The sequence below is a fragment of the Nocardioides sp. HDW12B genome (assembly GCF_011299595.1).
GTDB lineage: Bacteria > Actinomycetota > Actinomycetes > Propionibacteriales > Nocardioidaceae > Marmoricola_A.
Genome location: NZ_CP049867.1, coordinates 3,561,241 through 3,573,909, shown reverse-complemented (window position 1 = coordinate 3,573,909; position 12,669 = coordinate 3,561,241). Strand labels below are relative to the sequence as shown.

Below are 12,669 nucleotides of genomic sequence, written 5' to 3'. Positions count from 1 at the left end.
CATGGCTGTCTTCGAGTACAAGCTGCCCGACCCGGGCGAGGGCCTGACCGAGGCCGAGATCGTCAGCTGGCAGGTCAAGGTCGGCGACGTCATCAAGGTCAACGACGTGGTGGTGGAGATCGAGACCGCCAAGTCGCTGGTCGAGCTGCCGTCGCCGTACGCCGGGGAGGTGACCGCCCTGCTCGTGCCCGAGGGCGAGACCGTCCCGGTGGGCACCCCGATCATCGCGATCTCCGACGGCACGGAGGCCCCGGCCGCTCCGGCGGCTCCGGAGCCGGCGACCGCCGAGCCGGAGATGGACCTCTCGAACCCGTCGGCGGGCGTCGAGAACGCCACGCTCGTCGGCTACGGACCCAAGTCCGGCGCCGCCCGGCGCCGTGCCCGGCGCGGACCGGCGACCGCCCGGACCGACGCCGGCTCGGCGACGCAGCTGCAGGTGCAGGGCTCCTTCACGCTCGGCCAGGCCGACACCTCCGAGGTGGTGGAGGGCGACGAGGACCCGGTGCCCGCGACCGCGGCCCGCGAGCCCGAGCGGTCCCCGGAGGTCCGCGCCTCAGGCGCCTGGTCGGTGGGCGGTGTGCTGGCCAAGCCCCCGGTGCGCAAGCGCGCCCGCGAGCTCGGCGTCGACCTCGCCACCGTGACCCCCTCGGGTCGCGGCGGGGTCGTCACCATGGCCGACCTCGAGGCCGCGGCGGGTGGCGGCGACGTCGGCACCGCGTGGGTCGGCTCCTCCACGCCGGTCGAGCCCGTCGCGACGGTGGGCTCCGCGCCGGCCGGACCGTCCACGTCGTCGCGCGCGACGCTCGAGGACCGGCGCGAGCCCATCAAGGGCGTGCGCAAGATGATGGGCCAGGCGATGGTCGACTCGGCCTTCACCGTGCCGCACGTGACCGAGTGGATCACCGTCGACGTCACCCGGACCATGAAGCTGGTCGACCGGTTGCGCGAGGACCGCTCCTTCGCCGACGTGAAGGTCTCGCCGCTGCTGGTGCTGGCCCGCGCGGTCTGCCTCGCGGCTCGTCGTACGCCGGAGGTCAACGCGCACTGGGACGACGCGGCCCAGGAGGTCGTGTTCAAGGGCTCGGTCAACCTCGGCATCGCCGCCGCCACCCCGCGTGGCCTGGTCGTGCCCAACGTCAAGGGCGCCGACGGTCTCGACCTGGTCGCGCTCGGCCGTGAGCTGAACGCGCTGACGGCCACGGCCCGCGAGGGACGCACGCAACCGGCGGACATGGCCGGCGGCACCTTCACCATCACCAACGTGGGCGTGTTCGGCGTCGACGCGGGGACGCCGATCATCAACCCGGGTGAGTCGGCCATCCTGTGCTTCGGGGCCGTGCGCAAGCAGCCGTGGGTGCACAAGGGCCGGATCAAGGCGCGCGACATCACCACGCTGGCGCTGTCCTTCGACCACCGCTTCATCGACGGTGCGAAGGGCTCGCAGTTCCTGGCCGACGTCGCGGCGATCCTGGAGGACCCGGCGGTCGCGCTGCGCTTCTGAGGGGCCCGCGGGGTTTGAAGGTTGAACCTTGGAGCATCATGGGGACATGGCTGATCTCCGTTTCTACTTCGACCCCGCGTGCCCCTTCGCCTGGATGACCAGCGAGTGGGTGCGCACGGTGCGTGAGCAGCGCGAGTACGACGTCGAGTGGCGTTTCATCTCGCTGCGGCGCATCAACGACCGCCTCGACTACGAGACCCACTTCCCCGCGGGCTACATCGCCGGTCACACCTCCGGCCTGAAGCTGCTCCGGGTGGCCGCCGCGGTACGCGCCGCCGGCGGACCCGACGGGGGCAACGACGGCGTCGACCGGCTCTACGCCGCCCTCGGCAACAACATCTGGAACGTCGAGGGCGGGGTCGACTGGACCGAGCAGGTCGACCGCCTCGACGCCTGGGTGCGCCCGGTGCTGGCCGAGGCCGGCCTGTCCGAGGACCTCGCCACGAACGTCGACGACGAGTCGTGGGACGAGCAGATCGTGGCCGAGTCGGAGGAGGCGCTCGCGCTCACCAGCAAGGACGTCGGCACCCCGATCCTCCACGTCGAGCCCGACGCCGCCGACGGCGGCATCGGCTTCTTCGGCCCCGTCATCAGCCGCCGGCCCAGCGCCGACGAGGCTGCCCAGCTGTGGGACCACGTGGTCGGGCTGGCCCGCTTCGGAGGCTTCGCCGAGCTCAAGCGATCGCTGCGCGAGACCCCGCAGCTGCGGGCGATGGGCTACGACCCCGAGGCCGGCGACGACGCCGCCGCCGAGGAGGACTGGCAGGCCGGACGCCGCGCGTCGCAGGCCCCCGGCGCCGGCAGCAACGGCAACGACGACAGCGCCAACGACAGCGACGACGGCGCCGCTGCCTGAGCCCGGCTCACCTCACGCCATCGCGACGCCCCGTCGCCAGTAGCCCATGAAGGCGACCTGGCGGCGGGGCATCGCTGCGTCGTTGACCAGCAGCCGACGCAGCGCGCGCACCATGCCGGACTCGCCGGCCACCCACGCGTAGAGGTCTCCTCCTCCCGCGGCGTCCTCGACCGGCTCCCCCGAGGCGGAGTACGTCGGCGTCTCCCACACGTCGTCCACGGGGGCGTCGGGGTCCTGCGCGCCCACCGGGACCGAGCCGGGCAGCCCGAACAGCGCGCCCACGGCCGCGGTTGCCCGGGCACCGTGCTCGCCGCCGTGCCGGGGCAGCCACGTCACGCGCAGGCCGGGCGGGGCCACGAGGTCGAGGACGTCGGCGGCGCTGGGCACCTCGAGGTAGGCCGCTCCGGAGACACCGGTCGGCTCGGCCGCGAGCGCCTCGAGGACGGACGCGATCGCCGGCACCGCGGTCTCGTCGCCGACCAGCAGCACGCGTCCGGCGTCGCCGGGGTCGAACTCGATGCCACCGAAGGGCAGGCCGCGCCGGGGCGCCACGACCACGACGCGGTCACCGGGGCGGGCGGTCGCCGCCCAGCGGCACCCCGGACCCTGCGGCGTGTCCGGCCCGGGCTCGTGCACGACGACGTCGACGACCAGGACCGGCCCGGTCGGTCCGGGCCGCAGCGCCCGCACGGTGTAGGTGCGCAGGTGGCCGCGCTCGGCCTCCGGCAGGGCGAGCCAGGGCGTGTACCAGCCGTCGGGGTGGTGCGGGTCGAGGCGCGGCAACGCTCCGGACGGGCCGGGCAGCAGCAGCTTGATGCGCTGGTCGAGGAAGGGTCCGTCCACCCCGATGTCGGCCACGGCGGGCCCGCCGAGGAGCAGCCGCACGAAGCAGGGGGAGAGCCGCTCCACCCCCACCACCTCGACCTCGTCGAGCACGAACGGGACGGGCGGGCTGACGGTGGCGGTCATGCGGCACCTCCGGGGGTGTCGGTCGGGCGGACGGGGACGGGGTGGGCCGGGCCGGCGCGGTGGTGCCGCCCGAGGGGTACGACGAGCGGGGTGCCGGTCACCGGGTCGGGGACGACCCGGCACTCCAGGCCGAGGACCTCGTGGACCAGCCGCTCGGTGACGACCTCGGCGGGCGGCCCCGCGGCGTGCACGCGTCCGTCGCGGACCGCCACCAGGTGGTCGGAGTACCGGGCGGCGAGGGTGAGGTCGTGCAGCACCATGACGACGGTGGTGCCGCGGTCGCGGTTGAGGTCGAGCAGCAGGTCGAGGACCTCCACCTGGTGGGTGAGGTCGAGGAAGGTCGTGGGCTCGTCGAGCAGGAGCAGGTCGGTGCGCTGGGCCAGCGCGACGGCGAGCCAGACCCGCTGGCGCTGACCGCCGGAGAGCTCGTCGACCACGCGCTCCGCGAGACCGTCGGTGCCCGTGAGCGTCAGCGCCTCGGCCACCGCCGCCTCGTCCTCGGCACCCCAGCGGCGGAACGCCCCGCGGTGCGGGTGGCGCCCCCGCGCGACCAGGTCGGCCACGGTGACCCCGTCCGGCACGACCGGGCCCTGCGGCAGCACCGCGAGCCGGCGGGCCACCTCGCGGGTCGGCAGCCGGTGCACCGCCTGGCCGTCGAGCAGCGCGGTGCCGTCATGGGGGCGCAGCAGCCGGGCGAGCCCACGCAGCAGCGTCGACTTCCCGCAGGCGTTGGCGCCCACGACGACGGTGACCTTCCCGTCCGGGACGGTGAGGTCGACCGCGTCGACGACCGTGCGCTCGCCGTACCCGAGGGTGAGGCGCTCGGCGCGGAGGCGGCCCTCGGCGACCACCGGGGTGGGTGCGGGGCGGGTGAGGGTGGTGTTCATGCCGTTCTCCTTCGGGAGGTGAGGAGCCAGAGCAGGGCGGGGGCGCCGACGGCGCCGGTGACGACGCCGACGGGGTAGTTGCCGCCGGGCGCGAGGTAGTCGGCGACGTAGTCGGCGGAGACGACGAGCACGGCGCCGACCAGGGCGCTGCCGGCGACCGTGGTGCGGCCGCGGTTGAGGACCCGGGCGGCCGGTCCGGCGAGGAAGGCGACGAAGGCGATCGGGCCGGTGGCCGCCACCGCCACCGCGACCACGAGCACGGCGGTGAGCAGCGCCAGGTCGGTGCGCCACGGTGCCAGGCCGAGGCCGCGGGCGGCGTCGGGACCGAGCTCGGACAGCGGCAGCGACCGGGCGGCGAGCACGACGAGCGGCAGCAGCACCACGAGCAGCACGGCGAGGAGGCGGATCGTCGACCAGTCGGCCTGGCTGACGCTGCCGGTCAGCCAGCGCAGGGTGAGCTGGGCGTCGTACACGTCGGCGCGGGTGAAGAGGTAGGAGATCACCGACTGCAGCGCTGCCGCGGAGGCGACGCCGACCAGCACGAGGCGGTAGCCGACCTGGGCGGTGCTCGCGCCGCCGGTGCCCGCGGCCGCGCGCATGCCGAGGGCGGTGAGGACGGCGCCGAGGACGGCCAGGGCCGACACCGGCAGCCCGCGCAGGTCGAGCTCGACGATGGCGAACACCGCGGCGGCGCTGGCGCCGAGGCTGATGCCGATGATGTCGGGCGAGGCCAGCGGGTTGCGCAGCACGCCCTGGAACAGCGCGCCGCCCGCCCCGAAGGCGAGGCCGGCGAGCAGCGCCAGCAGGGCGCGGGGGAGCTTGACCTCCATCACGATGTACGACGCCCCCGGGATCAGCTCGCCGCGCAGGATGCGGACGAGGTCGGGGACCGTCACGGTGAAGTCGCCGAGCAGCACCCGCGCGGCCAGCGCCGCGACGAGGCCGAGGAGCAGCCCCGCGAGCACCCGACGGTGGTGGCGTCGGGGTGCGGCCAGCGCCCGTCGGAGCCGCTCGCGGGGGTCCGGGTCGGCCGGCGCGGCGGGTCCGCGCGAGGCGTCGAGGAGGTCGCTCACAGCGCCACCGTCCGGCTGCGCTTGCACAGCACGATGAAGACCGGGGCGCCGAGGACGGCGGTCATGATCCCGACCTGCACCTCGGTGGGCGGCAGCACGACGCGTCCGGCGGTGTCGGCCAGCACGGTCAGGACGCCGCCGAGCAGGGCGGAGGCAGGCACGATGCGGGCGTGCCCGGGGCCGAGCAGGATGCGGGCGGCGTGGGGGACCACGAGCCCGACGAAGGCGATGGGGCCGGCCAGCGCGGTGGCCCCGCCGGCGAGCAGCACGACGGCGAGCCCCACCAGCACGCGGTCGCGGCCGGGGTGGCCGCCGAGGCCGCGGGCGAGCTCGTCACCGAGGGCCAGGTTGTCGAGGACGTCGCGGCCGAACCACGCCAGCGCCAGGCCGACGAGCAGGAAGGGTCCGACGACGGCGACGGTCTCGAGCTGGCGGCCCCCGACGGTGCCGACCATCCAGAAGCGGAAGGTGTCCATCGTGGTGCGGTCGATCAGCAGCACCGCGGAGACCCAGCTGGTGGCGAGCGCGGAGATGGCGGCGCCGGTCACCACGAGGGTGACCGGTGTCGCGCCGCCGGGCGCCGCGGAGGCCACGGCGTGCACCACGACGGCGGCCAGGGCGGCGCCGGCGAAGGCGAACCAGACGTAGCCGCTGAGGTCGGAGATGCCGAGGTAGGCGATCGCGACGATCATGCCGAGCGCGGCGCCGGCGTTGACGCCGAGGAGCCCCGGGTCGGCGAGCGGGTTGCGGGTGAGGCCCTGCGCGCAGGCACCGGCCACGCCGAGCGCGGCGCCCGCGGCGAGCGCGACGAGCGTGCGGTCGAGGCGGACCAGGGCTATGGCGTGCCCGGGGTCCGCGCCGTCGAGCAGCGCGAGAGGGGAGACGGCCTGGGAGCCGACCAGCACCGACAGCAGGACGGCGGCGCCCAGGGCGACGCCGAGACCGACCCGAGGGCCGGTCCCGGTGCCGACCCGGGTGCTCATCAGCCGACCGTCGGGGTGCCGTCGACGGCCTTCGCCAGGGCGGGGACGAACTCCTCCATGGCGTAGGGCACCGACAGCGGCGAGGGGCCGGACATGCCGAGCGAGGCGGTCTGGTCCAACGACATCAGCACGTGGCCGCTCGCGATCCCAGGGATCCGGCCGAGCAGCGGGTCGTCCTGGAACGTCGCGAGGTCGCTCTTCTTCACCCCGTAGGTGATGTAGACGTCGGACTCGAGGTCGGTGGCGCGCTCGGCCGAGATGGTGCCGTAGAACTGGCCGGGCTTGCTGAGCCGCTCGATGACCGGGGCGTTGACCATGCCGAGCTCGGTGAGGATCCGGGGCCGGTTGTCCTCGGGCGTGTAGTAGTCGATCTTCGAGGTGTCAGCGGTCGAGATCGGACCGAAGATGAAGCTCTTCCCCTCCAGCTGCGGGTAGGCCTCGCGCGCGGCGGCGATCGACTCCTCGGTGGCCGCCTTGACCTCCGCGGCCTCCTCGGTGCGTCCGAGGGCCTGCCCGATGAGGCTCAGCCCCTCCTGCCACGAGGTGGTCCAGGGGGCGTCGGGGAAGGCGACGGTGGGGGCGAGCTTGGAGAGCTTGGCGTACTCCGCCTCGGTGATCCCGGTGGCGGTGGCGATGATCAGGTCGGGCTGGGTCTGCGCGATCTCCTCGATCGGTACGCCGTCGGCGTCGCTGTAGCGGGCCGGCTCCTCGCCCCCGAGCTCGGCCAGCTTCTCGTCGAACCACGGAGTGCTGCCGTTCTCGTTGCCGCCCCAGGTGATCTCGACCGAGCCGACGGGGACGACGCCGAGGGACAGCACGGTGTCCTGGTCGCCCCACCCGACGGTCGCCACCCGGGTCGGCTCGGACTCGACGGTGGTCTCGCCGTACGCGTGCTCGACGGTGACCGGGAAGGCGTCGGAGGCGGCGGTGCTCGGCTCGGTGGCAGCGGTGCCGGTGGAGGTGTCGGACGTGCTGCCGGTGCTGCAGGCGGCGAGGACGCCGGACAGCGAGAGGGCGGCGGCGACGGAGGCGGAGCGGAGGGCGCCGCGACGGGAGAGGGAGGGCATCGGGATCCTTCGAGTTAGGGTGACCTAAGTTAGGTTAGCCTAAGATAAGCCCGAGGGATCACGGGGTCGTCCTGCGAGGTCGCCGGGCGTCACCCCCGGCCCCGACCACCCCCCCGAGATCGCCCCGCCAGGCGTGCCAGGCGGGGCAGGGTCCGCACCAGGCTCGAGGTGACGCCGCCCAGGGGCGCCGGCAGGACCCGTCCGCGCGGCCGCGTCGGCCAGGTGAGGGCGTCGGTGCCTCCGTCGACGACGAGCACCGAGCCCACGAGCAGGCCGGCCTCCTCCGACAGCAGGAACGCGATGGTCCGCGCCACCTCCTCCGGGCGTCCGGGGCGCCCGATCGCGGTCGGGTAGCGGTCGGCGAAGCGGCCGAGGACCGGGTCGGCGCGCACGCCGTCGGTCATCGGGGTGGCCACGAGGCCCGGGGCGACGGCGTTGAGCCGCACGCCGGCCCCGATCCAGTCGGGCGTCACACCCTCGCGGCGCACCCACCACGCGAGCGCGGCCTTCGTGGCCGGGTAGACCAGCACGGCCTCGCGCGCGCCGGCCAGCTCGCGCGCGTCCGGCTCGTCGCCGGCCAGGCAGCGCCGCGCCACGCCCAGGTCCCACCCGGGCTGGCAGGTCACCGAGTTCGACGACAGCACGACGACGGCCGAGGGCTCGCCCGCCGCGGCGGCCGCCGCCAGGGCGGGACGCAGCCCCGCGACCACCTCGACGGCGCCGAAGTAGTTCACCGAGACGAGCCGGGCCGAGTCGGCGCCGGTGACGCCGGCCAGCCCGGCGCACGGGACCACGCCGTTCAGCCTCCCGGAGCAGGCTGCGAGGATCTCGCGCACCGCCCGGGCCCGACCGTCGGGGGTGGCCAGGTCCGCCACGACCTCCGCGTCCTCACGGTCGACGCTGACGACCCGGTGGCCGCGCTCGCGGAGCACGGCGGTCGTCGCGGCCCCGATGCCGGAGGCGGCTCCGGTGACGGCGTAGGTCCCCATGGCGGACCAGGCTAGTCGGCGGACGGCATACTCAAGGTCTACTGGGACGCTAGAGTTAATCGCGCTGTTGTCAGTCGAGACCGGTGCGACGCCGCGCTCCCCCGGAAGGACCTCCATGGCCAGGCTCCGCGTCCCCTCACTCCCGCGCCGGGCCGCCGGCTCCGCCGCTGCGCTCCTGCTGCTGGCCACGGCGGCGGGCACGGTGGCGGGCACGGCCGCCTCGGCCGCCTCGGCCGCACCGGCGGTGCCGATCCCGCAGGACCCGGCCCCGGACGCGCCGGCGTACACCGGAGCCCCGGCGACGCCTCGTCCGCTGTCGGCTCCGCGGCCGCCCCGGCACCCCTTCATGGCGCCGAACCCGCGCAACAACATCCACGACGACCCCTACATGACCGACACCTACCGCGGTCCCGGGCCGCTGGGGAAGGACCCGGCGAGCACGTCGACCTTCCAGAACGCCGAGTGCGCGTCGGTCACCTTCGACGACGCCGGGCGGCTCGTGACCGTGTGCGTGGGCGTCAGCACCGTCACGTTGAAGCTCCTCGACCCGGTCACCCTCGAGCAGCTGGCGTCGTACCCGCTCCCGCCGCGGCGCACCTCGCCCGGCGGTGGGTTCAACGACTTCAGCGGGGGCGGCTACTTCTACCTCGACCACCGCGACCGGGCCGTGGTGCCGACGTCGACGAACCACCTGTACGTCGTCGAGCAGACCGAGGTGGAGGGGCAGCCGGGCTTCCGGCTCGCCCGCGACTACGACCTGACGCCGGCCATCGGCACCGAGGACAAGATCGTCTCGGTCATCCCCGACTGGGCCGGGCGGCTGGTTTTCGTGACCAAGGAGGGCGTCGTCGGCGCCGTTCGTCGCGGCAGCGGGGCGATCCGCCTGCTCGACCTCGACGAGACCATCGCCAACTCGTTGGCCGTCGACGAGGACGGGGGCGTCTACGTCGTGACCGCCGCGGCGCTCTACCGCGTCGACGTCACGCGCGCCGGGCGCCCGCAGGTGACCTGGCGCGAGCGCTACGCCAACACCGGCGAGCAGAAGCCGGGCCAGGTCTCGGCCGGCAGCGGCACGACCCCGACGGTGATGGGGCGGCGGTGGGTCACGATCACCGACAACGCCGACCCGATGCGGGTGGTCGTCTACCGGCGGGGCGCGGGGGTGCGCGGGGACCGCGAGGTCTGCTCGGTGCCGGTGTTCTCCCGCGGGTCGAGCGCCACCGACAACTCCCTGATCGTCGCCGGCCGCCGGATCGTGGTGACGAACAACTACGGCTACTCCGGCCCGGCTGCGGTCGAGGGCGGGGCCGTGACCACCCCGGGCATCGAGCGGGTCGACGTCGACCGCGACGGGCAGGGGTGCCACAAGGTCTGGGCCAACGACACCCACCGGTCCCCGTCGTCGGTGCCGAAGCTGTCGCTGGCCACGGGGCTCGTCTACACCGTCCTCAAGGACCCGGTGGCCCAGGACGAGACCGAGGACGCGTGGTACCTCGGCGCCTTCGACGTCCGCACCGGGGAGCTCGTCTACCGCGTGCGCTACGGCACCGGCCTGGGCTTCAACGTCAACTACGCGCCCGTCACGCTCGGGCGCGACGGCACGGCGTACGTCGGGGTGCTGGGTGGTCTGGTGAGGATCGCCGACACCCGGTGACGGCGGTGGGCGGTGTCCTGCGGCCGTCGCCTCGCGGGCTCGTGGCGTCCGATTGATCCCCGCTCGGGACGGGCCACAGGTCCTGGTTGGCTAGCCCGGCGGCGGTCCGGAGGCGCCGATCGGTATCGGGGGACGTCCGTGGTCACTCATCGACGGGCATCACCTGAACGCCCTTCGAGAGGAACCACCATGTCCACCGTCATCGACCGCCCCCGCGTCACTCCGACGACCTCCGCCGTGACCGCGACGTCCGCGGCGCCGACCCGCTCCGCAGGACTGCGGGCGGTCGCCGAGGCGGGGCTCGACCGGCTCGCCGGCCTCCTGGCCGCCCACAGCATCACCGTGCTCCGCGTCAGCCTCGGCGTCGTGTTCCTGACCTTCGCCTCGTTCAAGTTCGTGGCCGGCGCCAGCCCGGCCGAGGGCCTGGCCGTCGCGACCGTCGACAAGCTGACCCTCGGCATCGTGAGCGGCGACGCCGCCCTGCTGATGACCGCGGTCATGGAGACCGTCATCGGTCTGTGCCTGCTGACCGGGCGCTTCCTGCGCTTCGGCCTCGTCGTGCTCGCCACGGCGCTCGCCGGCATCATGTCGCCGCTCGTGCTGTTCCCCGACCAGATGTGGAGCGGCAACGGCCCGACCCTCGTCGGTCAGTACGTCTTCAAGGACATCGTGCTGATCGCCGGCGGGCTCGTCGTCGCCGCCCACGCCCTGGGCGCCCGGCTGCAGCGCGACTGACCTCCGGGTCACCGCTCCACGCGGCGGTCCCCTGCCTCTCCGGCGGGGGACCGCCGCTGTCGTGTGCGGGGATGGTCGAGATGCATCGAACACCACCCCGCACGGCCTGGCCTTCCTCGTCGACCACACCGGCACCCGCCGCATCGACCCGTCCGAAGCCCGGTCGATCCTCGAGGCTCCCGCCGGTGTCGACGTCTACCCCTCCGACCTCAGGGTCGAGCTGGACCTGAAGAGCTGAGTCGACCGCGCTCGCGTCAGAGCACCGCGGGGCGGGGCGGCTGCAGGCAGAGCTCGTTGCCGTCGGGATCGGCCAGCACCACCCAGGCGACGTCACCCTGACCGATGTCGAGGGGGGTGGCGCCGAGCCCGACGAGTCGCGCCACCTCGGCGTCCAGGTCGTCGTCGGCGGCGAGGTCGAGGTGCCACCGGTTCTTGCCGTGCTTGGGCTCCACCGGCGGGCCGCCCCAGGTGATCTTCGGTCCGCCACGCGGCGAGCGGATCGCCGTCTCCTCGTCCTGGTCCCACACCAGCGGCCAACCGAGGGCCTCGGCCCAGAAGTAGCCGACCTGCTGGGTGCCGTCGGAGGACACCGCCCCGAGGAACCCGCAGTCGGCCAGGAACTGGTTGCCCGGCTCGATGACGCAGAGCTCGTTGCCCTCGGGGTCGGCCAGCACGACGTGGTCGACCTCGCCCTGACCGATGTCGAGGTGGCGACCACCGAGCGCGAGCGCGCGGGCGACCGTCGCCGCCTGGTCGTCGGTCGACGTGCTCGTGAGGTCGAGGTGCATCTGGTTCGGACCGGTCTTGGGTGCGTCGGTCCACGCGAAGCGGATCCGGAACCCGGCATCGTCGTCGGGGAGCAGCGCGATCTCGTCCTGCGCGTCCTCGAGCATCTCCCAGCCCAGCACGCCGCTCCAGAACCGAGCGAGACCGAGCGGGTCGTGGGCGTCGATGCAGATCGCCATCAGCTGGGAGCTCATGCGGTCCGACGTTAGGCGTCGCGGACCGGGCGGGCAACGCGTTTGGCCACCGCACGCAACCGATCACCTGTCGGCAGCGTCTTCCGGGTGCAGGCACCAGGAGGACCCATGAGCAGACCACCGACCGACGCGTCGACCCCACCGACCGCGACGCCCGTCACCGACGGGCGACGCCGACGCGACCGACGGGTGCGTGCAGCCCTCGTCGTCGCGGCCGGGGCTCTCGCTGTCGCCGTGGTCGCCGGGGTCGCTGCGGTCGCCGCCGGGGTCGTCCGGGTGGACGCGCTGCGCGACGGCGACGAGTCGTCGGCCGGTCCCGACGTCGTGTCCTCGCCGGCGGCCGGCGGGTCCCCGAGCACCGTTGCCCGCGGACCGGTGCAGGTGGGCCGCGACAGTGTCGGGGGGCTGCCGTTCGGGACGAGCCGCGGCGAGGTGCTCAGCACCGTGACGGAGCGTCTGGGTGAGCCCGAAATGACGGTCGACCCGACGGCGTACGAGCGCATCCCCGGCCAGCGGGGCTGGTTCGAGGACGGCGCCGACAACCTCTCGCCGAGCTGGGCCCACCGCGTCGCCGCGGTCACCTGCTGGCAGCGGTTGTGCGTGATCTTCGGCGGCGGCACCCCCGAGGACCTCGCCCTGCGCGGGTGGGAGCTCGCGGACCACAGGCGCTGGGGCGACGAGCCCGGACCGGTGCGGGGCCGCCAGGACCCGGAGGTGCGGGTCGAGGGCGGTACCACCCTCGGCGACACCTGGGGCCGGTTGTCGACGGCCTACCCGCGCCTCACCGTCGCCGGCGGCGAAGGGGCGTCGGTGACGGTGCGCGACCTGCCCTGGCCGGGCATCTTCGACGGGGTCGGCGAGTGGCGGCTCTCGGGCCCGTGGGACCCGACCCGCCCGGCCGAGGCACCCGCCGGCGCGCGCGTGACCCGGCTCTCCGGCGGTGAGGGCCCGGAGCCCGGCTGCTGCTGATCGCGG

General features: G+C 74.5%; 13 protein-coding genes. 6 read left to right on the top strand and 7 right to left on the bottom strand.

Annotated elements, in window-relative coordinates; translation table 11 throughout:
- Position 1 precedes the first annotated feature (1 nt).
- Positions 2-1,501, top strand: coding sequence for a dihydrolipoamide acetyltransferase family protein (locus G7072_RS16715; protein WP_166088378.1), 1,500 nt, complete (start codon positions 2-4; stop codon positions 1,499-1,501).
- A gap of 46 nt (positions 1,502-1,547) precedes the next feature.
- Positions 1,548-2,357, top strand: coding sequence for a hypothetical protein (locus G7072_RS16710; RefSeq protein WP_206063186.1), 810 nt, complete (start codon positions 1,548-1,550; stop codon positions 2,355-2,357).
- Positions 2,358-2,369: 12 nt separating this feature from the next.
- Here the strand turns inward: G7072_RS16710 and G7072_RS16705 are convergent, their stop codons facing one another.
- The 6 genes from G7072_RS16705 to G7072_RS16680 form a co-directional block, all read right to left on the bottom strand.
- Positions 2,370-3,326 carry a siderophore-interacting protein gene (locus tag G7072_RS16705; protein WP_166088376.1) on the bottom strand — a complete coding sequence of 319 codons (957 nt, stop codon included), beginning with the start codon at positions 3,324-3,326 and terminating at the stop codon, positions 2,370-2,372.
- Positions 3,323-4,213, bottom strand: a complete 891-nt coding sequence (locus G7072_RS16700; protein ID WP_166088374.1) for an ABC transporter ATP-binding protein — start codon at positions 4,211-4,213, stop codon at positions 3,323-3,325. The genes G7072_RS16705 and G7072_RS16700 overlap by 4 nt, the downstream gene beginning before the upstream one ends.
- Complete coding sequence (locus G7072_RS16695; RefSeq protein WP_166088372.1) at positions 4,210-5,286, bottom strand: iron ABC transporter permease; 1,077 nt, start codon at positions 5,284-5,286, stop codon at positions 4,210-4,212. The genes G7072_RS16700 and G7072_RS16695 overlap by 4 nt, the downstream gene beginning before the upstream one ends.
- Positions 5,283-6,269, bottom strand: coding sequence for an iron ABC transporter permease (locus tag G7072_RS16690; RefSeq protein ID WP_166088370.1), 987 nt, complete (start codon positions 6,267-6,269; stop codon positions 5,283-5,285). The genes G7072_RS16695 and G7072_RS16690 overlap by 4 nt, the downstream gene beginning before the upstream one ends.
- Positions 6,269-7,336 (bottom strand): iron-siderophore ABC transporter substrate-binding protein, encoded by a 1,068-nt coding sequence (locus G7072_RS16685; protein ID WP_166088368.1) that lies wholly within the window; start codon positions 7,334-7,336, stop codon positions 6,269-6,271. The genes G7072_RS16690 and G7072_RS16685 overlap by 1 nt, the downstream gene beginning before the upstream one ends.
- 89 nt (positions 7,337-7,425) lie before the next feature.
- Positions 7,426-8,325, bottom strand: a complete 900-nt coding sequence (locus tag G7072_RS16680) for an SDR family oxidoreductase (RefSeq protein WP_166088365.1) — start codon at positions 8,323-8,325, stop codon at positions 7,426-7,428.
- Between the two features lie 115 nt (positions 8,326-8,440).
- Here G7072_RS16680 and G7072_RS16675 point away from each other — a divergent pair, with 115 nt between their 5' ends.
- From G7072_RS16675 to G7072_RS16665, 3 genes are all read left to right on the top strand, one after another.
- Positions 8,441-9,979 (top strand): hypothetical protein, encoded by a 1,539-nt coding sequence (locus G7072_RS16675; RefSeq protein ID WP_166088363.1) that lies wholly within the window; start codon positions 8,441-8,443, stop codon positions 9,977-9,979.
- Positions 9,980-10,168: 189 nt separating this feature from the next.
- Positions 10,169-10,714 carry a DoxX family protein gene (locus tag G7072_RS16670; RefSeq protein WP_240917004.1) on the top strand — a complete coding sequence of 182 codons (546 nt, stop codon included), beginning with the start codon at positions 10,169-10,171 and terminating at the stop codon, positions 10,712-10,714.
- A 61-nt stretch (positions 10,715-10,775) separates the two neighbouring features.
- Positions 10,776-10,952, top strand: a complete 177-nt coding sequence (locus G7072_RS16665) for a hypothetical protein (protein ID WP_166088360.1) — start codon at positions 10,776-10,778, stop codon at positions 10,950-10,952.
- Positions 10,953-10,968: 16 nt separating this feature from the next.
- Here G7072_RS16665 and G7072_RS16660 read toward each other — a convergent pair whose 3' ends face one another.
- Positions 10,969-11,694: a VOC family protein gene (locus tag G7072_RS16660; protein WP_166088358.1), complete on the bottom strand. Its 726-nt coding sequence runs from the start codon at positions 11,692-11,694 to the stop codon at positions 10,969-10,971.
- Between the two features lie 108 nt (positions 11,695-11,802).
- Between G7072_RS16660 and G7072_RS16655 the strand changes: the two genes are divergently transcribed.
- Complete coding sequence (locus tag G7072_RS16655; RefSeq protein ID WP_166088356.1) at positions 11,803-12,663, top strand: hypothetical protein; 861 nt, start codon at positions 11,803-11,805, stop codon at positions 12,661-12,663.
- Positions 12,664-12,669 lie beyond the last annotated feature (6 nt).

Excerpts from the sequence above, each read along its gene's own strand:
- G7072_RS16715 (WP_166088378.1), top strand. The coding sequence starts at position 2 with ATGGCTGTCTTCGAGTACAAGCTGCCCGACCCGGGCGAGGGCCTGACC.
- G7072_RS16710 (WP_206063186.1), top strand. The coding sequence starts at position 1,548 with ATGGCTGATCTCCGTTTCTACTTCGACCCCGCGTGCCCCTTCGCCTGG.
- G7072_RS16705 (WP_166088376.1), bottom strand. The coding sequence starts at position 3,326 with ATGACCGCCACCGTCAGCCCGCCCGTCCCGTTCGTGCTCGACGAGGTC.
- G7072_RS16700 (WP_166088374.1), bottom strand. The coding sequence starts at position 4,213 with ATGAACACCACCCTCACCCGCCCCGCACCCACCCCGGTGGTCGCCGAG.
- G7072_RS16690 (WP_166088370.1), bottom strand. The coding sequence starts at position 6,269 with ATGAGCACCCGGGTCGGCACCGGGACCGGCCCTCGGGTCGGTCTCGGC.
- G7072_RS16685 (WP_166088368.1), bottom strand. The coding sequence starts at position 7,336 with ATGCCCTCCCTCTCCCGTCGCGGCGCCCTCCGCTCCGCCTCCGTCGCC.
- G7072_RS16680 (WP_166088365.1), bottom strand. The coding sequence starts at position 8,325 with ATGGGGACCTACGCCGTCACCGGAGCCGCCTCCGGCATCGGGGCCGCG.
- G7072_RS16675 (WP_166088363.1), top strand. The coding sequence starts at position 8,441 with ATGGCCAGGCTCCGCGTCCCCTCACTCCCGCGCCGGGCCGCCGGCTCC.
- G7072_RS16670 (WP_240917004.1), top strand. The coding sequence starts at position 10,169 with ATGTCCACCGTCATCGACCGCCCCCGCGTCACTCCGACGACCTCCGCC.
- G7072_RS16660 (WP_166088358.1), bottom strand. The coding sequence starts at position 11,694 with ATGAGCTCCCAGCTGATGGCGATCTGCATCGACGCCCACGACCCGCTC.
- G7072_RS16655 (WP_166088356.1), top strand. The coding sequence starts at position 11,803 with ATGAGCAGACCACCGACCGACGCGTCGACCCCACCGACCGCGACGCCC.